This window comes from Trichothermofontia sp. (genome assembly GCF_053493415.1).
In genome coordinates this window covers 1-23504 of record NZ_JBRCAD010000136.1, presented here as the reverse complement: position 1 = coordinate 23504, position 23504 = coordinate 1, and the positions used below count along the sequence as shown (strand labels likewise).

23 protein-coding genes are annotated in these 23504 nt (G+C 55.1%); 11 read left to right on the top strand and 12 right to left on the bottom strand.

Going from position 1 to position 23504, the window contains the following annotated elements; genetic code table 11:
• Positions 1-430 (bottom strand): hypothetical protein (locus ACWIUF_RS11955; RefSeq protein ID WP_448572609.1); only part of this gene is annotated, 430 nt, incomplete at its 3' end.
• 659 nt (positions 431-1089) lie between these two features.
• On the opposite strand from ACWIUF_RS11955, the gene ACWIUF_RS11950 reads away from it, so the two are divergent.
• The 6 genes from ACWIUF_RS11950 (at position 1090) to ACWIUF_RS11925 (ending at position 11334) form a co-directional block, all read left to right on the top strand.
• On the top strand, positions 1090-1941 hold the full coding sequence (locus ACWIUF_RS11950; RefSeq protein ID WP_448572608.1) for a DUF928 domain-containing protein: 852 nt from the start codon (positions 1090-1092) through the stop codon (positions 1939-1941).
• 192 nt (positions 1942-2133) lie between these two features.
• A complete protein-coding gene (locus tag ACWIUF_RS11945) occupies positions 2134-2649 on the top strand; it encodes a hypothetical protein (protein ID WP_448572607.1) in 516 nt (171 codons plus the stop codon).
• Positions 2650-2662: 13 nt separating this feature from the next.
• Positions 2663-3136, top strand: coding sequence for a crossover junction endodeoxyribonuclease RuvC (gene ruvC, locus ACWIUF_RS11940; protein WP_448572606.1), 474 nt, complete (start codon positions 2663-2665; stop codon positions 3134-3136).
• 197 nt (positions 3137-3333) lie between these two features.
• On the top strand, positions 3334-4668 hold the full coding sequence (locus ACWIUF_RS11935) for an efflux RND transporter periplasmic adaptor subunit (RefSeq protein ID WP_448572605.1): 1335 nt from the start codon (positions 3334-3336) through the stop codon (positions 4666-4668).
• Positions 4669-4685: 17 nt separating this feature from the next.
• The gene (locus tag ACWIUF_RS11930; RefSeq protein ID WP_448572604.1) at positions 4686-7961 is read left to right on the top strand and encodes an efflux RND transporter permease subunit; all 3276 of its coding nucleotides are present in this window, start codon (positions 4686-4688) and stop codon (positions 7959-7961) included.
• Between the two features lie 529 nt (positions 7962-8490).
• On the top strand, positions 8491-11334 hold the full coding sequence (locus tag ACWIUF_RS11925; RefSeq protein WP_448572603.1) for a phycobilisome rod-core linker polypeptide: 2844 nt from the start codon (positions 8491-8493) through the stop codon (positions 11332-11334).
• A 395-nt stretch (positions 11335-11729) separates the two neighbouring features.
• On the opposite strand, the gene ACWIUF_RS11920 is transcribed toward ACWIUF_RS11925, so the two are convergent.
• Positions 11730-11915: a DUF2949 domain-containing protein gene (locus tag ACWIUF_RS11920; RefSeq protein WP_448572602.1), complete on the bottom strand. Its 186-nt coding sequence runs from the start codon at positions 11913-11915 to the stop codon at positions 11730-11732.
• 214 nt (positions 11916-12129) lie between these two features.
• On the opposite strand from ACWIUF_RS11920, the gene asnS reads away from it, so the two are divergent.
• From asnS to ACWIUF_RS11905, 3 genes are all read left to right on the top strand, one after another.
• On the top strand, positions 12130-13521 hold the full coding sequence (asnS, locus tag ACWIUF_RS11915) for an asparagine--tRNA ligase (RefSeq protein ID WP_448572600.1): 1392 nt from the start codon (positions 12130-12132) through the stop codon (positions 13519-13521).
• A gap of 151 nt (positions 13522-13672) precedes the next feature.
• A complete protein-coding gene (locus ACWIUF_RS11910) occupies positions 13673-15013 on the top strand; it encodes an FGGY-family carbohydrate kinase (RefSeq protein ID WP_448572599.1) in 1341 nt (446 codons plus the stop codon).
• A 193-nt stretch (positions 15014-15206) separates the two neighbouring features.
• Positions 15207-15734: a DUF2808 domain-containing protein gene (locus tag ACWIUF_RS11905; RefSeq protein WP_448572598.1), complete on the top strand. Its 528-nt coding sequence runs from the start codon at positions 15207-15209 to the stop codon at positions 15732-15734.
• 18 nt (positions 15735-15752) lie between these two features.
• Here the strand turns inward: ACWIUF_RS11905 and ACWIUF_RS11900 are convergent, their stop codons facing one another.
• The gene (locus tag ACWIUF_RS11900; protein ID WP_448572596.1) at positions 15753-16130 is read right to left on the bottom strand and encodes a hypothetical protein; all 378 of its coding nucleotides are present in this window, start codon (positions 16128-16130) and stop codon (positions 15753-15755) included.
• Between the two features lie 246 nt (positions 16131-16376).
• Between ACWIUF_RS11900 and ACWIUF_RS11895 the strand changes: the two genes are divergently transcribed.
• Both ACWIUF_RS11895 and ACWIUF_RS11890 read left to right on the top strand, forming a co-directional pair.
• The gene (locus ACWIUF_RS11895; protein WP_448572595.1) at positions 16377-17039 is read left to right on the top strand and encodes a ParA family protein; all 663 of its coding nucleotides are present in this window, start codon (positions 16377-16379) and stop codon (positions 17037-17039) included.
• Entirely contained in the window at positions 17039-17728 is a 690-nt protein-coding gene (locus tag ACWIUF_RS11890; RefSeq protein ID WP_448572594.1) for a hypothetical protein, read from the top strand. Before ACWIUF_RS11895 ends, ACWIUF_RS11890 begins: the two co-directional genes overlap by 1 nt.
• 60 nt (positions 17729-17788) lie before the next feature.
• On the opposite strand, the gene hemB is transcribed toward ACWIUF_RS11890, so the two are convergent.
• The 9 genes from hemB to ACWIUF_RS11845 form a co-directional block, all read right to left on the bottom strand.
• On the bottom strand, positions 17789-18772 hold the full coding sequence (gene hemB, locus ACWIUF_RS11885; RefSeq protein ID WP_448572610.1) for a porphobilinogen synthase: 984 nt from the start codon (positions 18770-18772) through the stop codon (positions 17789-17791).
• 441 nt (positions 18773-19213) lie between these two features.
• A complete protein-coding gene (locus ACWIUF_RS11880; protein ID WP_448572593.1) occupies positions 19214-19681 on the bottom strand; it encodes a phosphate-starvation-inducible PsiE family protein in 468 nt (155 codons plus the stop codon).
• Positions 19682-19772: 91 nt separating this feature from the next.
• The gene (cobA, locus tag ACWIUF_RS11875; RefSeq protein ID WP_448572591.1) at positions 19773-20576 is read right to left on the bottom strand and encodes a uroporphyrinogen-III C-methyltransferase; all 804 of its coding nucleotides are present in this window, start codon (positions 20574-20576) and stop codon (positions 19773-19775) included.
• Positions 20577-20961: 385 nt separating this feature from the next.
• Positions 20962-21177: a hypothetical protein gene (locus tag ACWIUF_RS11870; RefSeq protein ID WP_448572590.1), complete on the bottom strand. Its 216-nt coding sequence runs from the start codon at positions 21175-21177 to the stop codon at positions 20962-20964.
• A gap of 55 nt (positions 21178-21232) precedes the next feature.
• Positions 21233-21493, bottom strand: a complete 261-nt coding sequence (locus ACWIUF_RS11865; RefSeq protein ID WP_448572589.1) for a type II toxin-antitoxin system RelE family toxin — start codon at positions 21491-21493, stop codon at positions 21233-21235.
• Complete coding sequence (locus tag ACWIUF_RS11860) at positions 21490-21738, bottom strand: hypothetical protein (protein ID WP_448572588.1); 249 nt, start codon at positions 21736-21738, stop codon at positions 21490-21492. Before ACWIUF_RS11860 ends, ACWIUF_RS11865 begins: the two co-directional genes overlap by 4 nt.
• Before the next feature lie 188 nt (positions 21739-21926).
• Positions 21927-22124: a hypothetical protein gene (locus tag ACWIUF_RS11855; protein WP_448572587.1), complete on the bottom strand. Its 198-nt coding sequence runs from the start codon at positions 22122-22124 to the stop codon at positions 21927-21929.
• A gap of 194 nt (positions 22125-22318) precedes the next feature.
• Positions 22319-23029: a hypothetical protein gene (locus tag ACWIUF_RS11850; RefSeq protein WP_448572585.1), complete on the bottom strand. Its 711-nt coding sequence runs from the start codon at positions 23027-23029 to the stop codon at positions 22319-22321.
• Between the two features lie 77 nt (positions 23030-23106).
• Positions 23107-23349, bottom strand: a complete 243-nt coding sequence (locus ACWIUF_RS11845) for a hypothetical protein (RefSeq protein WP_448572584.1) — start codon at positions 23347-23349, stop codon at positions 23107-23109.
• Positions 23350-23504 lie beyond the last annotated feature (155 nt).

Genomic DNA, 23504 nt, shown 5'->3' with positions numbered 1-23504 from the left:
GATCTTGGGGGGCCGGACGGGCCTGGACAAGGGCGTCATCGCCAATCATGGGCGGGGCGGCGATCGGAGGCGCGGTGGTGGGCACGACCAGGGGGTCAGGCTGATCCGCGATCGCCGCTTCATGGGCGGGATGACTGAGGCGATCGCGGGCAGGCTCGCGGGACTCATCCCCCCCCCCAGCATCAACCAGGTCCTCACCCCCTAGGGTTTTGAGTGGGAGAATCGTGGTCCCGGGGCGGCGCTCCCACTCCAACTGCGGGCGGGTAGCCGGGGCCGGGAGAATATCTTGGATGGCAGGGCGGGCTTGGGCCAGCCACGATCGCTCTGGCCATGACACGGGGCCATGAACCCAGGGGTGTTCCATCCTGTCGGACCGCGCAGGTTGATAGCGACGAGCGGCTGTTAACTCCTGCCCTTCTGGTATTGCCATAACCGCTACTGGCCGTGTGGGCGTAGCCAGGACTGCCGTACTGGGCCAGCAAAGTCCCAGGAGCACGCTGGGAAATACTAACCAGCAAGGGTAAGGGTGCAGGGCACGATCGCTCACCATAGAACAACTCTCTCACGTAGGTTGGGCAGGTCGGCGTCCAAGGGAACCGCGTCAGCAGCGGGCAACACACACCAGGGAATCAGCCGCTAGGAAGTTGGCTACCCAGAAACGCCGTTAACCAGTGCAATGGACCTATCTGACTAGCCTATGTAGCCTATGTAACAGGTCCATAGAACGGACAACCCAGTTAGCCCGTCTGAGCCGCACATGCCAATGGTAGATGTCTGAATCATTGGCAAGACACTTGCTTGAAGGCTGCCCCTAATTTCCTGGGTGTTGCTGGGTGTTCCCGGAGCTTGTGACAACGTTGGAGGCGTCCAACGAAAAAGATACAATCGCCCCCAGTTTAGCCCCATTGTAGGGGTTTAGAACAACCCTCATGGAATTTTGGGTCACATAAATCAAAGAATTTTGTCGATCGTGCCCTGATCCCTCGACAGTTTCTGGTTTTTTCGACTAAGCTCTAGGGTAGGTTATCCCTGCCCCAGGTATTTGGTATGGATACACAGCAGCCTTGTCGTCGAATTCCGAAGTTGCGCATGCCTCGTCCCACTGCTAGCGTCCTGACCGGACTCAGTGTGCTGTTTTTGAGTACACCCGGTTTGGCTCAGATGGCCCTTGTGCCAAATCACGTGCCGAGCCAAACCCAGTCCGGACGATCGCAACCTCAAACCACCCAAGCTCCTAAGTTCCGGATCAGTGCCTTTCAAACCCCCAATCGAGGGATGCCGGGACGACGCGCTGGGGGGGGGACCCGTGGCGATGACTGTATCCAGGGGAGTGTCCCCTTCCTGCTGGCGCTGTTGCCCAGGACCAATCTGGGATTGACCACCCATGCCTACCCCAGCTTTTTCTGGTATTTGCCCCAAACAACAGCCAAAACTGCTGAATTCCAGCTTCACAAGGTCGGTGCTGATGGGCAATCCCAAGCCCTCCTCTATGAGACAAGCGTACCGATCGGGGGGGGGAATCAGATTGCGAGCCTGACGTTGCCCCAACAGCCTGATATTGAACCGTTGGCCGTGGGCGAGGACTACCAGTGGTCGCTGGCCATGATTTGTGATCCAAATAACCGTGATCGGGACTTGCGGGTTGAGGGTTGGGTGCAGCGGATCGCCGACCATCCGGAACCAGACACTTCAGAGATCGTGAATTCCTACGACCGGATCTCCCACTACGCCGAACAGGGGATTTGGTTTGATGCGCTGACAACCCTTCACAGTTTGCGGTGTGAGCAGCCCCAAGATCCAGCCCTAGCGGCCAGTTGGGAAACCTTTCTGGCCTCGGTAGGACTGAGTCCAGTGGCCCATCAACCCTTCAGCCAACCCTGTCGTCTCACAGCCTTGGAGAGTGGCACCCAGGAAGCCGTCCCATCCCCGATGTCACCCTGATCACCCTCACTAAAGTGAGGGCTGGTTAGCAGAAGGGAAATAGCGAGTCTGGACTTAGGCAGGAAAGGGCTGCTGACGCTGTCAGTCGGGGGAAGTGATTGGATTCAACGATTTACGCGATCGCGAACCTGGGACCGTTCTAAGGTTTATGTGGGAACCACCCGTACCCTCAGGCAACGGTGGGTGGGTATCATGACGAAACTGGAAACCGGGACCTATGAACATCCGCCCCTGCAAGCCGTTTGGCCCCAGTGGAAGCAGCAGCGTCGCTTTACTTTCCATACCCGTGAAGAGGTGGCGGCTATTGTGGATTTGATTGGGCAGGAGCAGTTTTTGCAGGATAACCAACCCGCAGCCACCCGGTCGCCAGCCGTTAATCACCCCCTACCCACCCAGCCGGTTCACCAACGGCAACTCCAGGCGATCGCGGCTGCTGAAGCCGATCCCGATCTCTACGCCGTTGCCCAAATTGGCACGCTCCTGCTCTATGTGGGCAATACACGGACCCTGAAAGACCGATGGCCCCCCATCCTGGCCAATTTGGAGGCGGGGCGTTATCCCCATGCTGCCCTACAGAACGCCTGGACCCGGTTAGAGGGGCAGCGTAATTTTAAGTTCCACACCCGTAAAACCTTGCTGGAGATGCGTCATGTGATTAATATCGAACAGTTTTTTCAGGATATTCATCTGGATATGGCACCAGAATGATCTCCCGTAACCCATGAAACAGCGAATTCTGGGGATTGATCCAGGGTTAGCCACCCTGGGCTTTGGGGTGGTTGAAGGTCAGTGCGAACAGGTGCCCCAATTGCTCGACTTTGGCGTGATTACGACCCCGGCGAAGCAAGATATTGGCGATCGCCTATGCATCTTATATGACGACTTGCAAACCCTTATTCAACACTGGCAACCGGATCTGGTCGCGATCGAAAAGTTCTTTTTCTATCGCATGGGCAACACGATTCTAGTCGCCCAAGCACGGGGAGTATTAATGCTGGTCCTGGCGCAACGTCAGGTGTCCTATGTCGAATTCACCCCGGCCCAAGTGAAACAAGCCCTGACCGGTTACGGCAGCGCCCAAAAGTACGAAGTTCAGCAAGCTGTCGCCCAGGAATTAAGCCTGGAAACGATTCCCAAGCCCGATGATGCCGCCGATGCCCTGGCCCTGGCCTTAACCGCCTGGTTCCAACGTTAAACAGCAGAGTGGAAGATTAGAGGGAGGGAAAGTTCCTGCTGTTTAGCTAAAGTCTGAAAAATCCTATCTTAAAAAGTTTGTGTTTTTAAAAAGGCAAACGCATTTCTTGAGAAATTTAGGAAAAGTTTAGAGTTGTTTTCTAAAAGCGGCTAGATTAGGATGCAGCTAGAATTTTCGTCAGGCTCCGTGGGTATAATATGGCGCTTACAGTAAAGACCTTTATTCAAGGACCCCAGTCGCTCCTGCTATTGGGCAGTCTGTTCTCCCTGGCCATATTGACCAGTGGGTGTGGTGGGCAAACCCAGGCCGTGGCCCCGGCTGCTGTCCCCGTGAAGCTTCAGGTAGTGAAGTCGGGCAATGTGGCGGATAGCTCGGAATTTGTCGGGACGCTGGAGTCGAAGCGACGGGTGATCCTGCGACCTGAAACCAATGGACGCATTATCCGGGTGTTTGCGGCCCAGGGGGATTTGGTTAATCCGGGTAGCCCGATTCTGCAACTGCGACCGGAACAGAGCACGGCCCAAGTGGAGCAAAGTATTGCCACGGTCTATGCCCAACGGGCAGCTATGCAAAGTGCCGAGGCGGAGGTGCGGGTTGCCGAAGCCGATGTGGCCCGTGCCCAGGCGGAGGTCAAGCGCCAGGAAGCAGCCTTCCAAAGTAGTAAGGCGGATCTGGAACTGGCGGAAATTAACTTTCAACGGGCGGCAACCTTGGTCGGACAAGGGGTAGAACCGCAACAATCCCTCGATAACCGCAGTCGGGAGCGGGATAATGCGATCGCGGGTCGAGATGCCGCTGCCGAAGCCCTGGACGCGGCGCGTAAATCCCTACAGGCATCAGAAGCCCGTCTGCGATCGGCACGAACAGCGGTGGAACGGGCAGCAGCGGATGTGGCACGAGCGGAGGCGGGTGTTGTTGTCCAGGAAGAAAATCTGGGCTTTACCCGTGTAGTCGCCCCGATCGCGGGGATGGTGGGTGACCTGCTGGTGAAGGAGGGCGATTTTGTCAACACAGGCCAAGAGTTGACCCGGATTGTGCAAAATGGCGGCGCGATGGACCTGCGGATCAATGTGCCAGTGGAGCGCCAATCACAACTCCGTCCGGGTGTGCCGGTGGCAATTATTGATCAGGAAGGAAACGTCATCACCCAAGGGTCAATTAGCTTCATCAACCCGACGGTGAATACGGCCTCCCAGGCGATCCTAGCTACGGTGACCTTCTCCAATGAGGATGGCAGGTTGCGGGATGGTCAGTATGTGCGGGCACGGGCGGTCTGGAGCCAACGCCCTGGGGTGTTGATCCCAACCACGGCGGTTTCACGGGTGGCGGGGCAGGAGTTTGTCTTTGTGGCCACGGAAACCACCGGCGAGGAGAATGCAGCCCAGATGGTGGTGCGCCAAACCCCAGTGAAGTTGGGGACGATCCAGGGGGCCGATTTCCATGTGCTAGAGGGGATTAAACCGGGGGACCAAATTGCGGTTTCCAATATCCTCCGGCTCCGGAATAATGTCCCCATTCAGCCCGAATCCTAGGCGAGGAGCAGCACTTAATGGCTATTTTTTCGATCGCCGACACCTTCATCAAGCGGCCTGTCCTCTCCACCGTTTGTACGCTCTTAATTCTCCTGGCCGGGGGCATTGCGATTCCGTTGCTGCCAGTGAATAACTTGCCTGACATTGCCCCCATTACGGTGCAAACTTCAGCAGTTTATATCGGGGCGGATGCCGAAACCATTGAGAATACAGTGACCTCAACCCTGGAGCGCGGGATCAACGGCGTTGAGAACATGGAATATATCTCCTCCATCAGTACCAACACTGGGGGGAGCAGTATCTCCACCTCCTTTGGCGTTTCCACAGATAAGGATATCAACCAGGTTAACGTTCAGAACCGGGCCTCAACGGTGATTCCCAGCCTGCCCGCTGCGGTGCAACAATTGGGGGTGTCTTCCCGGTTGGTCTCGACCAGTATTTTGATGGTCTATGGCTTCTATGGGGAGGAAGGCTCAGGCTTAGACAATCTGTTCATCAGTAACTATCTCGATCTGTTTGTTCTCGACGAACTGCAACGGCTGCCGGGGGTCGGAGATATCTCGATCCTGGGGGAGCGCAAGTACGCTATGCGGCTCTGGCTTGATCCGGATGCCCTCGCCAGCCGCCAACTGACCGCCAGCGATGTTGCCAATGCCCTGCGATCGCAAAATATCCAGGTCGGGGCCGGGTCGATCGGCAGTGAACCCGCCCCTGCGGGCCAAGCCTTTGACCTGTCCCTACGGGTACAGGGGCGTCTGGTGGAAGTCGAGGATTTTGAAAACCTGGTGTTAAAGTCGGAGGCCAATGGCACCCTGGTCAAACTGAAGGACATCGGTCGGGTGGAACTGGGGGCGGAAGGCTATGGCACCCTGGTGAATCTGGGCGGCAAACCGGGGGTGGGTCTGGCCATCTATCAGCTACCGGGCAGTAACGCCCTGGATACGGCTGCCGCTGTGAAGGAAAAACTGGCGGAACTCGAACAATCCTTCCCCCCCGGTCTGAACTATGTTTCGGCCTTCGATGTCACCGATTTTATTTCCGGCTCGATCCGCAATGTGGTGATCACCCTCTTCCAGGCAATTTTCCTGGTGGTGCTGATTATCTTTATCTTTTTGCAGGATTGGCGAACCACCCTGATCCCCGCGATCGCCATTCCCGTTGCGTTGATTGGGGCAATGGCAATGGCTCTGGCGTTTGGGTTTTCGTTGAATAACCTGACCCTGTTTGGCTTAATTTTGGCTTCCGGGTTAGTCGTAGACGACGCGATCGTGATTGTGGAAGCGATTACCACCAAGTTAGAGGAAGGCTTATCCCCCAGGGAAGCGGCCCTAGCCTGTATGAATGAACTGACGGGGGCGGTCATTTCCACCTCTTTGGTCCTGATTGCGGTCTTTGTGCCAGTGGCCTTTTTCCCCGGTTCGGTGGGGATTATCTATCAACAATTTGCGATGACGATCGCCTTCACCGTCGTGTTTTCCACCTTTAACGCGATCACCTTTACCCCCACCCTCTCGGCCTTAATTTTGCGTCCGCCCCAGCCCATGCAAGGCCCCCTCGGCGCATTTTTTGGGGGGTTTAATCGCCTCCTGAATGTGGTCACGGCTCGGTATACCGAGTTTGTCCGGTTTCTGGTCCGTATCCGCTGGCTGATTATGGGCATTTTTGCGGCGGGCCTCGTCTTAACCGTCTGGGTCTATAGCAGCATCCCAACCGGGTTTGTGCCAGAGGCCGATCAGGGTCTCTTGATTGGCATTATTCAAGCGCCGGATGGGGTTTCGGTGCAATACACCGATCGCGTGGGCCGGGAAGTCGATGCGATATTAGCGACAGAACCCGATATTGAGACCCGCCTCGTGGCAGCGGGGTTTGGCTTAAGTGGCAATGCCCCCAACCAAGGCACGTTTTTTGCCCGCCTCAAGGATTGGCGCGATCGTCCCCGCCCGGAGCAATCGGTCCAGGCGATTCTGGATCGGCTGAATCAGCGGTTTGCCCAGAACCAGGATGCCTTGATCATTGGCCAGAATGTACCGGCCTTACCAGGATTTGGCAGTTCGGGGGGCTTTGAACTCCAACTTCAGGATCGCAGTGGTGGGCGCTTCAGCCTGGATGAATTTTTCAGCGTGGCCCAGCAAATTATCGCTAGGGCCAACCAGGACCCGGCCATGACCCGGGTCTTTACCCAATTTAGTGTGGGGACCCCCCAGTTGGAGATTCGCCTCGATCGCGATCGTCTGGAAGCGATGAACGTGGACTTTTCCCAAGCCACAGGGGTGCTGGCGGCCTATGTGGGGAGCCAGTATGTGAATGACTTCACGTTTGGTCAACGGAGTTATCGCGTCTATATCCAGGCCGATGCTGACCATCGTAATGATCCCAGGGATTTGGATAAGCTGTATGTGCGATCGCGCACGGGCGATCTGGTGCGCTTGAGTGAAGTCGCCCAAATTGAGCCGATCACAGGTCCCCAGATTATTAACCGCTTTAACCTCTACCGGGCGATCCGGATTCAGGGGCAAGCCTCACCGGGCTTCAGTTCCGGGCAGGCGATCACCGCTATGGAGCAAATTATTGCAGAAGTGGCCCCACCCGGGATTGGCTACGAATGGAGTGGCCTCTCACGGGAGGAAAAAGCGGCGGGTGGTCAAGCAGCAGTGATCTTTGCCCTGGGCCTCGTGGTGGTCTTCCTGGTCTTGGCAGCCCAATATGAAAACTACATTGACCCCCTGATCATTATGTTGACCGTGCCCTTAGCCATCCTGGGGGCGATGGTTTTTGTCGGGTTGCGGGGGTTGGCTAATGATATCTATGTCCAGGTGGCCTTGGTGATGCTGATCGGTTTGGCGAGTAAGAACGCGATTCTGATCGTCGAATTTGCCAACCAGGCCCGCCAGGAGGGGTTGAAGATTGTTGAAGCGGCGGTGCAAGCGGCGAAGGAACGGTTCCGCCCAATTTTGATGACAGCAATCTCCAGTCTCTTTGGCTTCTTCCCCCTGGTGATTGCCTCTGGGGTGGGGTCCGCCAACCAGCGATCGGTGGGTACGGCGGTCTTTGGCGGCTTGCTCGTGGCAACCGTCCTGAGTTTTCTGGTGGTGCCGGTGCTGTATGTGGTGATCAAAAAGCTGACCGATCGCTTCATCTTCGGCAAATCCGAACCCCCCGAACCACCTGCGCCCCCCAGTGGGCCACCGAATAGTGGTGGCAAGACCTTACCGGAGGATGGCACTGTGCCGCAGACGAGCGGTTCCGCCACGCCACAACCCATTCCCAAAATCCAGGGTGAAAACCCAGCTTGAAAACAGGTTGGGTAATTTCGCAAGATCGGCAAAATCTGCGCCCGCCAGGGACAATCGTCCGATTTTTATGGGATAGTAAATGGTTAGGCGAATGCCCAGGATGCCCGATCTCCGCTGGCTGGAGGGGCTGCCTGTCCTGGGCAAGCTTCTCGGTAGCACAAACACAACGAACTGTCCATCCCTTTACATTTCTTTACGTTCATTAATTCACTGACGGGATCAACACAGAGCCAATTCTAGTGACTAAAACCCTTATCAGAAACGTCTTCGGCGTTTTTCCTGCCGCCTCTAGGTTGCCCATTCCCCGGGTCTGGCCTCTAGAGAAATCTACACAGTTCTTAATATTTATCAGGAACTACCCAAAACCTTTTAATCTATTGAATTGAGTTGTCTCATTTTCAGGCGTCATCCTAGTAAACTTTCTTAAATTTCCTGCCTGTTTAGGAAAACTGACAAAGAGCGTCTTGATCAGGCACTTTGGTTCAGATTCTGATGCAGTTGTAATCGATAAGGGAGCTTTTGAAATCACATGAGTGTCACGGCAAGTGGTGGTAGCTCGATTGCCCGTCCACAGCTTTACCAAACCGTCCCGGTCTCAACCATCAGTCAGGCTGAGCAACAGGACCGTTTTCTAGAGATTGGTGAACTCAACGAACTGGTCACCTTCTTTAACTCTGGTACCCAGCGCCTTGCGATCGCTGAAGTGCTTACCCGCAACGCGGAAACGATCGTGTCGCGGGCCGCAAATCGCATTTTTACGGGTGGCTCCCCCCTCGCCTTTTTGGAGAAACCCCAACCCCTAGAACCCGCTACTGTGAGCGCCCCGCAAGCCACGGTGGGCATGCAGGAAGCGATGAAACTGGGAACAGCCACCTATGTGGAAAGCCAGGGTGGTTTTTTGGAAGGGGTTCGTTCGCTCTTTAGTGCCACAGGTGGTGGCGTGAGTGGCGGTCCCAGTGCGGGATTCCGGTTGATCAATATCTCTCGCTATGGGGCCAGCAATATGCAGAAGTCCCTGCGGGACCTCAGCTGGTTTTTGCGGTACATCACCTACGCGATCGTGGCGGGTGATCCTAATATCATCACGGTGAACGTGCGGGGGTTGCGTGAGATTATCGAAAATGCCTGCTCTGGGGAAGCGACGATCGCAGCCCTGCGCGAAATGCGGGTCGCCGCCCTCAGCTATTTCCGCAAGGACCCCGATGGGGGGGTGATCGTCGCCCAATATTTCGATGTGCTGTTGAAGGAGTTTGTGGCCCAAACGCCCTCCAACAAGTTGCGTCAACGGCCCTCCCCGGATCTTCAGGGCTTGGCACTGCCCCAGATCTACCACTTGGCATCAGAACGGCGACCCAAGTTTGTGATGAAACCGGGTCTGTCGGCCTTAGAAAAGAATGCCGTAGTCAAAGCGGCCTATCGCCAGGTGTTTGAGCGGGATATTACCCGTGCCTATTCCCTGGGGTTATCTGACCTAGAGTCGAAGGTGAAAAACGGCGACATCTCCATGAAGGAGTTCATCCGCCGTCTGGGGAAATCGCCCCTTTATCGCAAGAACTTCTACGAGCCGTATATCAACTCGCGGGCGTTGGAATTGGCCTTCCGGCACTTCCTCGGTCGGGGTCCCAGTTCGCGGGAAGAGGTGCAAAAGTACTTCGCGATCGTCTCCAGTGGGGGTCATGCCGCCCTCGTCGATGCCCTGATCGACTCCCAGGAGTATGCCGACTACTTTGGCGAGGAGACCGTCCCCTATCTGCGGGGTCTGGGTCAGGAAGCACAAGAGTGTCGTAACTGGGGACCGCAACAGGATCTGTTCCGCTACAGTGCGCCCTTCCGCAAGATTCCCCAATTCCTCACCACCTTTGCCCGGTACCAACGTCCCTTTGCGGATCAACATCCCTACGGTTCGGGCAATGATCCCCTGGAAATCCAGTTTGGGGCCATTTTCCCGAAGGAAACCCGTGACCTGAGCGCCAGCCCGGCGCCCTTTGGCAAGGATGCCCGTCGGATTCTGATTCACCGGGGGCCGGGGATTAACAACCAACTGAGCAATCCGGGTGCGCGTGGCGTTGCGCCCGGTTCCCTGGGTCCCAAGGTGTTCAAACTGGACCAACTGCCGGCCTTCAAGGGCAAGAAGTACGATAAGAATGCCAACGTCAAGTTTGGCGAAAGCTCCACCCAAGCGGTCATTCGGGCGATCTATCTGCAAGTGATCGGTCGCGATGTCTACGAAGGTCAACGGCTGAAGGTTGCCGAAATCAAGCTGGAAAACGGCGAGATTACCGTGCGCGAATTTGTACGCCAGTTGGCCAAGTCGGACCTGTTCCGTAGCCTCTACTGGGCACCGCTGTATGTGGTGAAGGCGATCGAGTATATCCATCGGCGTTTGCTGGGTCGGCCCACCTACGGTCGCCAGGAAATGAACGCCTACTTCGACATCGCCGCCAAGAAGGGTTTCTATGCCCTCGTGGATGCGATCATCGATACGATGGAATACAGCGAAGCCTTTGGCGAAGACACGGTGCCCTACGAGCGCTACCTCACCCCCGGTGGGTTGGCCCTGCGTAGCCTGCGTCCGGCAGCCATCACGCCCGGTCGGGGCATCAAGGTCGAGCCGGAAGTCACGCCGCGCTTTGTGGAACTGGGGGCGGTCACCAGCGAACGGACCCTGCCCGATATTCAATTCCGATCGCTGCAAGGGGTCACCAAGAAGCGGGAGCAGACCAAGGTCTTCAAGCTCATCGATCGCTCCGACAAGCCTGCCGTCAACGCCGTTATTGGCGCAGCCTATCGGCAAGTCTTCGAGCGGGATATTGCCCCCTACATCATCAAGAACGAGTTCTCGGTGCTGGAAACCAAGCTCAGCAATGGCGAGATCACGGTCAAGGAATTCATCGAAGGCTTGGGTAAATCCAGCCTCTACATCAGGGAATTCTACACGCCCTATCCGAACACCAAGGTGATCGAACTGGGGACGAAGCACTTCCTGGGACGGGCACCCTTGGATCAGGCCGAAATCCGCAAGTACAACCAAATCCTCGCTTCCCAGGGGATTCGCGCCTTCATCAGCGCCATGATCAACAGCGTCGAGTATGTGGATGCTTTCGGAGAAGATACGGTGCCCTATAACCGCTTCCTCACCTTCCCGGCGGCCAACTATCCCAATACCCAGCGCTTGTACAACACCCTCACCAAGCAAAACAAGGATTTGGTGGTGCCCAGTTTCTCGCCCGTGAAGTCTTCCCTGAATGGGACACTAACCTTTGATGCCCCGACGGCAGAGGGGGGTCAGGAGTTAGTGGCGCAACTGGGGCGGACCAGCACCACTAACCTGGCTGGCAACTACCTGGGAGAATTTGGGGTGATTACCCAGTAGCCCGGAGCGATCGGGTAACGCCGGCGATATCGGTTCACTAGGCGGGCGTTTGTCCGCAAGCTTACACAATTAACAGCCTCCCAGTTATGCTAGGGGGCTGTTTCTTTCAGGTCGCTGGAGAGTCGTGCCGTGGAGTAGGCATCCTGCCTGCCCCTAAAACCGAGTACACCATAAAGCAAGTCGCTGGAGAGTCGTGCCGTGGGGTAGGCATCCTGCCTGCCCCTAAAACCGAGTACACCATGAAAGACCGAGTACACCATGAAAGACCGAGTACATCATGAAGACCGAGTACACCATGAAGTGCGGCGATAAATTAACAAATGGTGATTAGCGCGTGGTGATTAGCGAGTCGTAATTAGCGCGTAGTGATTAATGAATACGGGTATCGCGGGTAATCAGGTAAAAATCCGCACTAATAGAGCTTCTAGTTGCGGCAGAGTCAGCAACCCGCGCTCCCACAGGACCATCGGCAGAAACTTCCCATAGGACTGGGCGTAGTCAACCGCAGAACTAATGGCCATCTCTGGCAACGCTAGCTCCTCCTGGAGCAGAGGTAGAATTTCTAGGTGGAGGGCGTTCATGGTTTATACTGAGAGACTACGACTCGAATACCCAATCATATCCGCCATTTCGCGATTTCATTTTGTTGCTTAATGAATATCTAATAAGTGATCTTAATACGGAACAGTGTGTGACTTTGATCACCAATTCCGGCATTCTCCTGTACCCATGCCGAGAAGTGTCAAGGTATCCTAAAACCATAAACCCGCTCTTACACTTGCTGTACCAGGTTCCATGACGATTCGCCGTATTGCTGAACTACTAAAACAGGGCCAACCTGACGAGGTAACCACGATCCAGGGTTGGGTGCGAACCAAACGGGAATTGAAGGAATTTAGCTTCTTAGAAGTTAATGATGGCTCTGGGCTAGCCAATATCCAAGTGATCCTGGAACCAAGTCTGCCGGATTACGAGTCTATCCTCAAGCAACTCAACACAGGCGCTTCTTTACGGGTGAGCGGGACGCTGACACCTTCCCCCGGCAAGGGCCAACGCATTGAACTGCGGGCGAGCCGTATTGAGATCTTTGGGGAAGCTGATCCGGCGAGTTATCCCCTGCAAAAGAAACGCCATTCGTTTGAATTTCTCCGCACGATCGCCCATCTACGCCCCCGAACCAATACCCTGGGGGCGGTCCTGCGGGTGCGGAATGCCTGTGCGATGGCGGTGCATCAATTTTTCCAAGAGCGCGGATTTCTCTGGATTCATACCCCTATTCTCACCGCCAGTGATTGCGAAGGGGCGGGGGAAATGTTTGCGGTGACGAGTCTGGATTTGCAGAATTTGCCGCGAACGGAGCAAGGCGCGATCGACTATAGCCAGGATTTTTTTGGTAAACCGGCCTATTTAACGGTTAGCGGCCAGTTAGAAGCGGAAATTATGGCCCTGGCCTTTAGTAATGTCTACACCTTTGGTCCCACGTTTCGCGCCGAAAATTCCAATACTTCCCGGCACTTGGCTGAATTCTGGATGATTGAACCAGAAATGGCCTTTTGCGATCTGGAGGGCAATATGGCCCTGGCGGAAGAATTTTTGAAATATGTGTTCCAAACGGTCTTAAATACCTGTCAGGAAGACTTGGAATTCTTCAATGAGCGCATTGATAATACGGTCCTGCAAACTGCTGAGCATATTATTACCAGCGAGTTTAGACATATTACCTATACAGACGCGATCGCGCTCCTGGAAAAGGCCGATCGCACCTTTGAGTATCCCGTCAGTTGGGGACTGGATCTCCAATCAGAACATGAGCGCTACCTAGCCGAAGACCTCTTCAAACAACCCTTAATTGTCACCGACTACCCAACTGAAATCAAAGCCTTCTATATGCGCTTAAGTGAGGATGGGAAAACGGTACGGGCAATGGATGTCTTAGCGCCTAAGGTGGGGGAAATCATCGGCGGGTCCCAACGGGAGGAGCGTTTGGATATTTTGGAACAACGGATTAAGGCCCAGGGACTCCCGATCGAGGCTTACTGGTGGTATTTGGATTTACGGCGGTACGGCACTGTCCCCCATGCTGGGTTTGGCCTAGGCTTTGAGCGACTGGTACAATTCATGACTGGGATGACCAATATTCGGGATGTCATTCCCTTCCCCAGGGTGCCCCAGAATATTGAGTTTTGAGTTTTCTTTCAGCCGGAATGGTTGCCTAGAATGCGGAATTGTCTGGCTAAACTTGAGTCTATGGCAAAGCGTCCAAATACTATCGTCGGGCAGCACACACTCATCCGGCAGCTTTTACTCGGTAACAGTATCGGTGGGTGTAATAGCTAACATGGGGGTTCACCCCAAAGCGGCAGGTACTCCTAACGTACCGGATTCCCTGGCCTATGGTTTGGGGATCGATTTTGGGACTTCTGGCGCACGGGCCGTCGTTATCGATCGCGATCGCCGCATCCACTGCAACGTACAAGTGTCATTTACGGCTCTTCCAACTGATCAGGCGCTGCTCTGTGCAACGGACTTATCCCTATGCCTTAGCTGGCAGAGTGCCCTGATACAGCTTTTGCAGGCAATTCCGATCGCGATCCGGCAACGGATTGGGACGATCGCGATCAATGGGACCTCCTCAACCGTGCTGCTATGTAATGCGGCTGGCCAACCCATAACTGATCCCTTGCTGTATAACGATGCACGGGGGGCAGACGTGCTAGATCGCGTGCGGGCGATCGCCCCCCCGGAGCACGTCGTCATCAGCGCCACCTCTAGCCTTAGCAAGCTCCTGTGGTGGCAGGCCCAGGGGATAACGGCAACGGCGACCCCCAAGCAACCCCTCTACCTATTACACCAGGCTGACTGGCTAGCATTCTTGTTGCACGATCGCCTAGGGATCAGTGACACCCACAATGCGCTTAAGCTGGGCTACGACGTTGTGAATGCGTGTTATCCCGACTGGGTTCTCCAGGCCACCGCCCCCGTCCACCTGCCCGCCGTGGTGGCACCAGGAACCGTGATTGGACCCGTGCGATCCGATCACGCTGAGCGTTGGCAGTTGCCCCCGACTTGTCAAATCTGTGCCGGAACCACTGATAGTATTGCTGCCTTCCTAGCCAGTGGTGCCACCACCCCAGGGGAAGCCGTGACCTCGTTAGGGTCTACCTTAGTGCTGAAGCTACTCAGTGAGACCCGGATTGAGGTAGCGTCCTATGGGATTTATAGCCATCGACTGGGAAACCATTGGTTAGTAGGCGGGGCATCTAATACCGGGGGGGCCGTGCTCAAACACTTTTTCAGTGAGGCAGAGTTGGTGGCCCTGAGTGCCCAAATCAATCCGCAGCAAGTCAGTCCCTTGCATTACTATCCGTTACTGCAATCGGGGGAACGGTTTCCGATTAACGATCCCGCCCTAGCTCCCCAACTGGAACCCCGCCCCACAAGCCCGATCGCGTTTTTACACGGGTTATTAGAAAGTATGGCCCGGATTGAAGCCGAGGGATATGCCCTACTCACAGCCTACGGTGCACCGCCCCTGCAACGGGTTTATACAGCGGGCGGCGGTGCCCAAAATCCGACTTGGACGGCCCTTCGCCAGCGGTATTTGGGGGTACCGGTGTTGCCAGCCGCACAAACAGAGGCGGCCTATGGAACCGCGTTACTGGGGTTAGGATTCGTCTGACAGGAGGCGGCCAACCCCGTCAGGGGGAGCGTGCGTTTAGAATTGGGGATGGGGGATGGGAACCCCTGAGCCGAGTTGGGCGTCCCATAGCCAAATAGGAACAAATTCACAGCGATCGGCGATTAGTCGGTTAGCATAAAGATTAGCAAATTGCTAGAACTGTAATGTTTCTTTGATGTTGGGTAGGAAAACGATGACCAATCGATGGATGCAACGGAGTCTGGCCACAGTCGCGATCGCGGGGTGCTTACTGGCGGGCGTTCCTGCTGCCACCTACGCCCAGGGCCTACCCGGCTTAACCGTTTTTGGGGGACCGGGCGAGGGCAATGAACTGCGCTATCGCCTCGACTTTGGCGGGCGGGCTAATGGTTGGGATCGCTATCGTCTGCGGATTCCGGCCAAAAAGCTGAACCTGGCAGCAGCGCGGTTTACCGTCACCTACAGCGACAACTTCCGAGGTCAGTTCGACCCCAGCCGCATGGAAGTGCGGGTTAAAGGCCAGCGCGTGGCAATGGATGAGGTGATTTGGGATCGGGAAAACAAGCGCTTGGAATTTTATCCCGTCGAACCAGTCCCGGCAGGTAGCCCCGTCGAGATTGTCCTGTCCAACGTGAAAAATCCCAGCTTTGGCGGGATGTACTATTTCAACGCCCAAATTGAAACTCCTGGTGATGTTCCCCTCTTGCGCTATCTCGGTACTTGGGTGATTACCATCAGCTAGGGGGACTTCCAGTCATTTTTAATACACCCGGCGATCGCGCTCCAGTTGAGCAATACAGCGTTCCACACACCAGGCAAGGGACTGGTGGGGATGATCACGCCGACAATGGGCGATCAACCGATCCGCAGCCCCCACATCCCCCTGCAAAAGCTGGATAAGCCGATCCCGTCTAACGGGTGTAAGCTGAACCAAATCTGGGAGGGGCGCACTGCGATCGCGCTGCTGGAGCGTGCCTGCTTGAGTCAACAGGTTCCCAATCCAGTAAATGAGACCAGCAACAATCAGTAATAAGAGCGCGAACCAAACGGGGGCCTGCCATACAACAACGGCATGAATACCCAGCCACAGACAAAGCCCAACCACCGCCAAGCTAAACAATCGGACAATAACGATCATGTCTATCAGTCTTTACCGGTTGCCACCACTAGCCATTAGAGTGCCCAGCCGTTAGCCAAAACTCACGTTTCCGTTCCCCGGTTAGTTGAGCCACGCTGATATATCGGGCTTTAGCCAGGGATTAGGCGAGGGGAACAGTGGATTTTTCCCCTCGCTAGGGGACTAAACGATAAGTTTCTTGCGAAAAGCCCAAGGCAGGCCATGCTTCGATCTACAATCCTGCGAGGGGACGTAAGGAGAATGCCCGTGAAGTCAAGGCCGCTGCCAGCCCAGCCCACAATTCTCGTCATCGCCAATGGCAAGGGGGGGGTTGGCAAAACGACAACGGCAATGGCCCTAGCAGGGATATTTGCCGAAACTTACAAAGTACTTGCCGTCGATGCCGACAGCCAGGGTAGCTTTTCCTGGTGGGTAAAACAGGGAGGGCATACCCTTGGCTTTGATCTTGCCCAAGAAACCGATCCAGATCTCCTGCAAAACCTACGCCGGATTTCGGACTATGAGCTAATCATTGTCGATACCCCGCCTGCCCTAGGGTCTCATGCCCTCGCGGCTGTCGTGCCTGCGGCTGACTATCTAATTTTGCCCACGCCCCCGGCCCCGATGGACCTAACAGCCCTGATTGGCACAGTCCGTGAAACGGTGAAACCAGCGGGGGTTGCCCATCGCGTCCTACTCACCCGCGTTGATACTCGCAGTTTGGCTGAGGCGGAAGATGCCCAGCAAACCTTGTCAGAGTTGGGTATCCCTGCCTGCCAAACGATCGTGCGGGCCTATAAAGCCCATGAGCGTGCCGCCCTCGAAGGTGTTCCCATTCACCAATGGCGGGGCCGTAATGCCCACATCGCCGCCAGTGACTATCGTCTGGTGGCCCAGGAAATCCAGCAGGATTGGAGGAAGAAGCAGTAATGGCCCGGAAACGACTTGGAGATTTATTACGCCAGGAAGCTAACCAAAGTTCGCCCCCTACCCCTGATCCGGCTGCGAGTCCTTCCCCAACGCCTGACGCTCCGGCGAGCACGCCCCCGGTGACGATTGAAACGGTAGCTGAGGCAGTCCCTGCGGCTAGGGGCGAGACAACGCCTGGACGTCTCCGGCGCAGTGCAGCGACCAAGGCGGATCTGGAAGCCACGATCGTTGATCTCACGCAAAGTTTGGCCGCTGAACAGCAGGTAACCGCTACCCTCCGCACCCAGATCGCGACGCTCCAAACCCAAGCCGAGCAAGCCCAGGCCCAAATTACCCAACTACAACAGGAACTCGCCCAGGCCCAAGCCAGCCACAAAGAGCAACAACGGGACCTGCGGCAAACCCAACAAATCCAGAAGGAACTGGCAGAGGCCAAGGCGCTGATTTTGCAACTCTCCGCCGCCAATACCCAACTAGAAGCCGAGATTGCCCAGCTTAAGCAACCCCCTGCCGCCCCACCGCCGCGTCCAGCCCTGACCCGTTCGGCGCTGACCCGTCCCCCCATTCACCCCTGGGATGAACCCAAGCCATTACCGGCCTATGTGGTGCAATCGGAAAGCCTTCAGTCCAGCCCAGCCAATCATCAACCAGGACGCCTATCGGATGCCGATATTGGCTGGGTCGATTAGCTGACTGAGCAAGTGTTTAACCGCGAGCCTTCCGGTGTAAACGGCGTCTTACGGCTGTCCCTAGCTCTGCAACCAGCGGGCCGCATCCTTAGCATGGTAGGTCAGGATGAGATCAGCTCCTGCTCGCTTAAAGCTGGTCAAGGTTTCGAGTGTCACCCGTTGCTCATCGATCCAGCCGTTGAGGGCCGCCGCCTTCACCATTGCGTATTCGCCTGATACGTTATAGGCCGCCACAGGCAGTTGGGTCATTTCCTTGATGCGCCAAATGATATCCATGTAGGCGAGGGCCGGTTTCACCATCACCATGTCGGCCCCTTCGGCCACATCTAACGCCACTTCCTTGAGCGCTTCGCGGGCATTGCCGGGGTCCATTTGGTAGGTCCGACGATCGCCAAATTGGGGGGCTGAGTCAGCCGCATCCCGGAAGGGACCATAGTAGGCTGAGGCATATTTGGCGGCATAGGACAGGATCGGCGTATCCTGGAAACCCGCCTCGTCCAGACCCGCCCGAATCGCCTGCACAAAGCCATCCATCATCCCCGATGGCGCGATAATATCAGCCCCGGCCTTCGCCTGGGAAACCGCTGTTTTCTTCAGTAACTCCAGGGTGGGATCATTCAGCACCCGCCCGGTCAGATCGCCGGTTTCCAGGTAGCCGCAATGGCCGTGGCTGGTGTATTCGCACAGACAGGTATCGGCAATAATCACCAGGTCGGAAACGGCTTCCTTAACTGCCGTTGCTGCCTTTTGGACAATACCGCAGTCGTGCCATGCGCCCGTGGCATCCGTGTCCTTGGTTTCGGGAATGCCAAACAAAATAATGGCCGGGATACCAAGGTCTTTAACTTCCTTGGCCTCTTCGACGATTTTATCGATCGACAACTGGTAGACACCGGGCATCGACTTCACTTCCTGGGCCACCCCTTCGCCAGGTACTGCAAACAGGGGGCAGATAAGATCGTTAACAGTCAGGGTGGTTTCCTGGACTAGGCGACGCAGGGTGGTGGTTGAGCGCAGACGACGGGGACGGTGGGTAGGGAACATGGGGCTATCGGTAAATAGTTTCTCAACGCGGAAGTTAACAGCCATCCATAGCGGTCAGCCCGCCGTGGCTATCTTCCTGATCCTATCAAGCTTATTACCCTCCCAAAATATTGCATTTTGTTAAGAAACTCCTGGCCTCCCAAGCGAGGTATAGCGGTAGTCGCACTCATTAGGACATTGCAAAGGCTGCGATCAACCAGGGGCTTAAGCTCCTGGTCTTAACCGGAATGACGATGGCTATATTTCGTACCCCCAAAACCATCGTGAACAGTGCTCACCTCTCTGCTCTCCGTGCCGCTGTGGTGAACCTGCAACCACAGAGACTCAGAGAACACAGAGCCAATCTACGGAGCAAATCTTTTGATCCGGCTCCCTGCCCCCACCCGGAAACGGGGATGAAGGTTGTCTGACCAAACTGGGGTGTGCCCCTTGCGCCTAAACCTAGGAAGCGCGGCGGCGGTTGACATAGCGCACGACCCAATAGCTAGCCGACAGCGCCAGCACCGCACTGGCAAGGGCAATGAGATCCATCGCCTTTTTCTGCTCCAGATCAAAAATAATAATTTTCCGAGCCATCGCAATCAGCGAAGTGACGATGACCAATTCCACCTGAATCAGGTGTTTCCTCAAGTAAGCCGTGATATTTTCCAGGATTTCCAGGGCAATCAGCACATTGAGAAACATGCCGAAAATTTCCAGGAGTGTGTTATTAAATCGACCGTAGGGTGGCGTAAACAAATGGTACGCCAGGTAGCCAACTAACTCGATAATCGTGACGAAGATAACCACGATCATCGCGATCGAAAGAATCTTGGAAACCAGTGACTCCAGATGCTTGAGTAGCTTTAAGAAGTTACGATCTTGCCAGATATAGACAAGCCGTTGCCATAGTCCCTGCCTTTCCTTCATGCCCACCCCCACAGCCCGGTATTAGGATAATTTTAGGGGGGATTGGCTACCAGTACATAGGTTGGGAGAAAGGGGGAATTGGTTTGATCTGTCAGGCAGGCGTTAAGGTTGCCAAGGTCTGGGTCGGCAGGACGCCGTGTAAGTTAACCACCTGACCGATGATCACGATCGCCGGGGCACCGAAGGCCGCTGCCTCCACTTGGGCGACGATCGTGGCTAGTTGCCCGGTCAGAATGGCCTGCTGCTGTTGCGTTCCCCAGCGGATCAAAGCCACGGGGGTTGTGTTGGGTAACCCAGCCTGGAGCAGTTGTTTGACAATCTGGGGTAAGTTCTGGACCCCCATGTAAACCACGATTGTTTCGGCGGCTTGGGCGATCGCGGCCCAGTTGATTTGGGGATGGTACTTGCCTGCTGCTTCGTGACCCGTGACAAACACCACGGAGGAACTGTAGTTGCGATGAGTTAGGGGAATGCCTGCATAGGCCGGAGCTGCTACGCCTGCCGTAATCCCGGGCACGACTTCCACTGGGATCTGGGCGGCGACCAGTGCGGCCATCTCTTCCCCGCCCCGGCCAAAGACAAAGGGATCACCGCCTTTGAGGCGAACCACGATCGCGTGGTGTTGGGCTAAGTCAATCAAAAGCTGGGTAATATCGGGCTGAAGCATGGAGTGTCGGCCCCGCCGTTTGCCCGCATCAATGCGATCGGCTTGGGGATTGATCATGGCCAAAATTTCTGGGCTGATCAGGGCGTCATGTACCACAACATCGGCACATTCCAGCAGGGTTTTCCCCCGTAGGGTCATCAGACCAGGGTCTCCCGGCCCCGCCCCCACCAGATACACTTTGCCAACAAATGTAGATGGGCTGGCCGCCGCAGGGGAATGGGAGGTCATAGGGAGGGGAGGAGGAAGGATAGGGGACCCAAGGATTTTGAAGGATTGGTCAATGTGTTAAGTGGGGAGTCGTCAAGTGTGGAGAGTCGTTAAAACGTGAGTATTAAAATTCGGGGTTAAATATACCGCAAAATCATCAGTCCAATCATTATAGGCTGAATGTCTAGGCCAGCAGTGTGTTTGCATACCGTGGGGAGGCGGGATGGGAGTTATTCTGTGATTCAAGCGATCGCTACTGGCTTTGGCCGCGAGATATAGTGTGTCAGAGGATTGGTCAAGTTTTGCAAGCTAAACAGCGCAGTAGTTTAGGCGATCGCGTGGTTCTGTCAAGGCTAGGGGCGATCGCCCGGTGGGCTATGTTTACGCAGCAGGGCAACTCCGGCCCTCAGGGTACCCAGGCTAGGGGGGATAAAAAGTATTTCTCTACGAGGCGGTCTTCTCGCATGGCCTCAATGTCGGCATCGGTGGGGATAGAGTGTTCGGGTTGTTTGAGGCAGCCACGAAGTTGGTTTACCAGGTCATGGCGATCTATTTCCAGGAGCGAGGGTTGCTCCTCGGCGGATAGTTGATCACTTGCCTGTTGTCGTTCTTGCAAGGTCATAATCTGTTTATCAGCTAGTACTTACCTTATTTATAAAGGTAGCAGAAACCCCGATTTAGATTCTGTACACATCTTTTCGGTGCCTACAATTGAGGATTATTACTAAAAACGCTTCATCATCAATCTCATATCTAATGCGATAGTCTCCGACCCGAATTCGATATTCATTATCAAAACCTTTTAGTTTTTTGACACCGGATGGACGTGGATTTTCACAAAGGAATAGAATTTTATCCACCACTCGCTGCCGTACCTCGTTGGGTAGGTTGTCAAGCTGTTTTTGTACCGGTTTAGGTGTAACAACTGTGTAGCTCATGGGGCAGTATCGGAGCGATTGGCGATGTAGTCCTGGATGGTTTGATAGTCTCCGGCTTGGTAAGCTCTCCGTGCTGCTGCTATTTCTGCTAAAACGGTGGGATCTTTCTCTAGTAAGTCTTCCTCAATGTCCGCAATCTGCTCTTCCAGCATTTCCAGGAGTTGTCGTTTTTCTTCCAGACCTAGGGAACTAATGGCATCCATCAGTGATTGGAAGGGAATCGGTAATGAAACAATATCTGACACTAGCTATGCCCTCCTCAGGGACTTCATCATCTAAACTTGCAACCATTATCCCAATCTGAATAGCTTTGGCAACCCTGCAATACATCACTCCGATGCCTCGATTCCTACGCCACGGCTATGAATATCCATTGTTTGAGTGGGTAGTGGCACTTTGGTCGTACTCTACGCGATCGCGGCTTCTATCAACACTAGGGGCGATCGTTGGGTGGGCTATTTTTTCGGAAGATGACAACTCCGACTCCCCCACCCAGGGCACCCAGGCTGAGGGTGATGAAGCGATCGGGTAAGGTTTTATCACCAGAAAGGCTGGCATAGATCAAGACACCCACAAAGGTAGCGCAAAAAAAGTCCCAATCCGAGACGAATCGTGGTTTGGTTTTGGGCATGGATGTTGAGTTGTGTCTCTTGTTTGCATTTTTCCAGTTGGCGACGGCGTTCCTCGTTTTGGCGATGGTGTTCGTTGGTGAGACGTTGAAGTTGTTCTGAGGGATCGTTAGGCATCATCGGACAATCGCCCCCTCATGGGACAGGGCAGAGGCCGGTTGATTGTCAGGCTTACCAGGTGTCGGTACATCGTTACTCATAAGCTCAGTTCTCGGAAGAATTCATTGAGGTAGCGGGTGGCGATATAGGCGGCATGACGAGCCAGGTAATCTTGATCCTTCCAAATGGCTAGATGGGCATCAGCTTCACCAGCTTGCGGACAGTCTGGCACGATCGCCCAGTCGGGATTGAGTCGCTGCAATTCCTCTAAATATTTTTGATAGTTTTGCCGATCGCGATCGCTGGCATTGGCCGCTAACACAATTCGTTGGATAGCAGACGACTGGATCTGCTCCTGCAATAACGAATTGAACTTTCGCGATTCTTCCTTTACCTGTTGCTGTTGCAACTCAAGCGACGACTGGATCTGCTCTTGCAATAACGAATTGAACTTTCGCGATTGTTCCTCCACCTGTTGCTGTTGCGACTCAAGCAATGCCTGGAGCCTTGTTTCCAACTCCTGTTGCTTAAGCCGAAACTGGTCTGTTACCAATTTCAAATCGTGGAAATCTATACGCTTCTGACGATCGCTTTCTGCTTGACGTAATAGCTTTCTAGCGGTGCGATAGGCGGTATTGAGTTGGGGATATTGTTGGGCAATTTCGCTGAGGGCGGTGAGGTGCTGTTCGGGGGCTGCGGCGATCGCCCACACGTCGTCGGGTAGCTCAACGCCGGTTTCGCGGCAGGTTTCGAGGGCGGTGACAAACGCTGCAACGGCGAGTTGGTCGAGTGGACTGAGCGATCGCATTTGGGTTTAGGCTCCGGGTCCCGTGAGCGTGAAGGCGGCCCAGTAGTAGGGATGCTGATACCGGCACGCCTCTGGGTCTATTGTATCAAGGTCGTTTTCTCTGCCAGGAACTCGCGCACGCTGGGGGAAAGGGCGAGGTGGAGCCAGTGGTCGTAACGGTTCTGGAGTTGGGCGACGGTGAGGTGGGTGAGGTGGGGGGGCAGGTGGGTTTTGAGGGTGTCGATTTGGAGGAGGTTGGCGAGGCGGTGTAGGCGATCGGCTTGTTTTTGGAACAGTTCAGCCGTGAGGTGGGCAATCTGCTTTTCTAGCTTTTGGGGCATGGCAAGGTTTAGGTGGAATTTGAGGGACGCGATCGTCGTTTTTCCAGTAGTTTGAGCGTTCCCCAACCGCAACCTAAACCGAGGAGGAGGCTAATGATCAGGGTAACGCCGTAAAAGCTGAGATTGAGGATGCGCAGATGTTGGGGGGTGGGGGG

What these genes read in the sequence shown, in the direction of transcription:
- ACWIUF_RS11950 (WP_448572608.1), top strand. Translation starts at nt 1,090, where the DNA reads ATGCCTCGTCCCACTGCTAGCGTCCTGACCGGACTCAGTGTGCTGTTT.
- ACWIUF_RS11945 (WP_448572607.1), top strand. Translation starts at nt 2,134, where the DNA reads ATGACGAAACTGGAAACCGGGACCTATGAACATCCGCCCCTGCAAGCC.
- ruvC (WP_448572606.1), top strand. Translation starts at nt 2,663, where the DNA reads ATGAAACAGCGAATTCTGGGGATTGATCCAGGGTTAGCCACCCTGGGC.
- ACWIUF_RS11935 (WP_448572605.1), top strand. Translation starts at nt 3,334, where the DNA reads ATGGCGCTTACAGTAAAGACCTTTATTCAAGGACCCCAGTCGCTCCTG.
- ACWIUF_RS11930 (WP_448572604.1), top strand. Translation starts at nt 4,686, where the DNA reads ATGGCTATTTTTTCGATCGCCGACACCTTCATCAAGCGGCCTGTCCTC.
- ACWIUF_RS11925 (WP_448572603.1), top strand. Translation starts at nt 8,491, where the DNA reads ATGAGTGTCACGGCAAGTGGTGGTAGCTCGATTGCCCGTCCACAGCTT.
- ACWIUF_RS11920 (WP_448572602.1), bottom strand. Translation starts at nt 11,915, where the DNA reads ATGAACGCCCTCCACCTAGAAATTCTACCTCTGCTCCAGGAGGAGCTA.
- asnS (WP_448572600.1), top strand. Translation starts at nt 12,130, where the DNA reads ATGACGATTCGCCGTATTGCTGAACTACTAAAACAGGGCCAACCTGAC.
- ACWIUF_RS11910 (WP_448572599.1), top strand. Translation starts at nt 13,673, where the DNA reads ATGGGGGTTCACCCCAAAGCGGCAGGTACTCCTAACGTACCGGATTCC.
- ACWIUF_RS11905 (WP_448572598.1), top strand. Translation starts at nt 15,207, where the DNA reads ATGACCAATCGATGGATGCAACGGAGTCTGGCCACAGTCGCGATCGCG.
- ACWIUF_RS11900 (WP_448572596.1), bottom strand. Translation starts at nt 16,130, where the DNA reads ATGATCGTTATTGTCCGATTGTTTAGCTTGGCGGTGGTTGGGCTTTGT.
- ACWIUF_RS11890 (WP_448572594.1), top strand. Translation starts at nt 17,039, where the DNA reads ATGGCCCGGAAACGACTTGGAGATTTATTACGCCAGGAAGCTAACCAA.
- hemB (WP_448572610.1), bottom strand. Translation starts at nt 18,772, where the DNA reads ATGTTCCCTACCCACCGTCCCCGTCGTCTGCGCTCAACCACCACCCTG.
- ACWIUF_RS11880 (WP_448572593.1), bottom strand. Translation starts at nt 19,681, where the DNA reads ATGAAGGAAAGGCAGGGACTATGGCAACGGCTTGTCTATATCTGGCAA.
- cobA (WP_448572591.1), bottom strand. Translation starts at nt 20,576, where the DNA reads ATGACCTCCCATTCCCCTGCGGCGGCCAGCCCATCTACATTTGTTGGC.
- ACWIUF_RS11870 (WP_448572590.1), bottom strand. Translation starts at nt 21,177, where the DNA reads ATGACCTTGCAAGAACGACAACAGGCAAGTGATCAACTATCCGCCGAG.
- ACWIUF_RS11865 (WP_448572589.1), bottom strand. Translation starts at nt 21,493, where the DNA reads ATGAGCTACACAGTTGTTACACCTAAACCGGTACAAAAACAGCTTGAC.
- ACWIUF_RS11855 (WP_448572587.1), bottom strand. Translation starts at nt 22,124, where the DNA reads ATGCCCAAAACCAAACCACGATTCGTCTCGGATTGGGACTTTTTTTGC.
- ACWIUF_RS11850 (WP_448572585.1), bottom strand. Translation starts at nt 23,029, where the DNA reads ATGCGATCGCTCAGTCCACTCGACCAACTCGCCGTTGCAGCGTTTGTC.
- ACWIUF_RS11845 (WP_448572584.1), bottom strand. Translation starts at nt 23,349, where the DNA reads ATGCCCCAAAAGCTAGAAAAGCAGATTGCCCACCTCACGGCTGAACTG.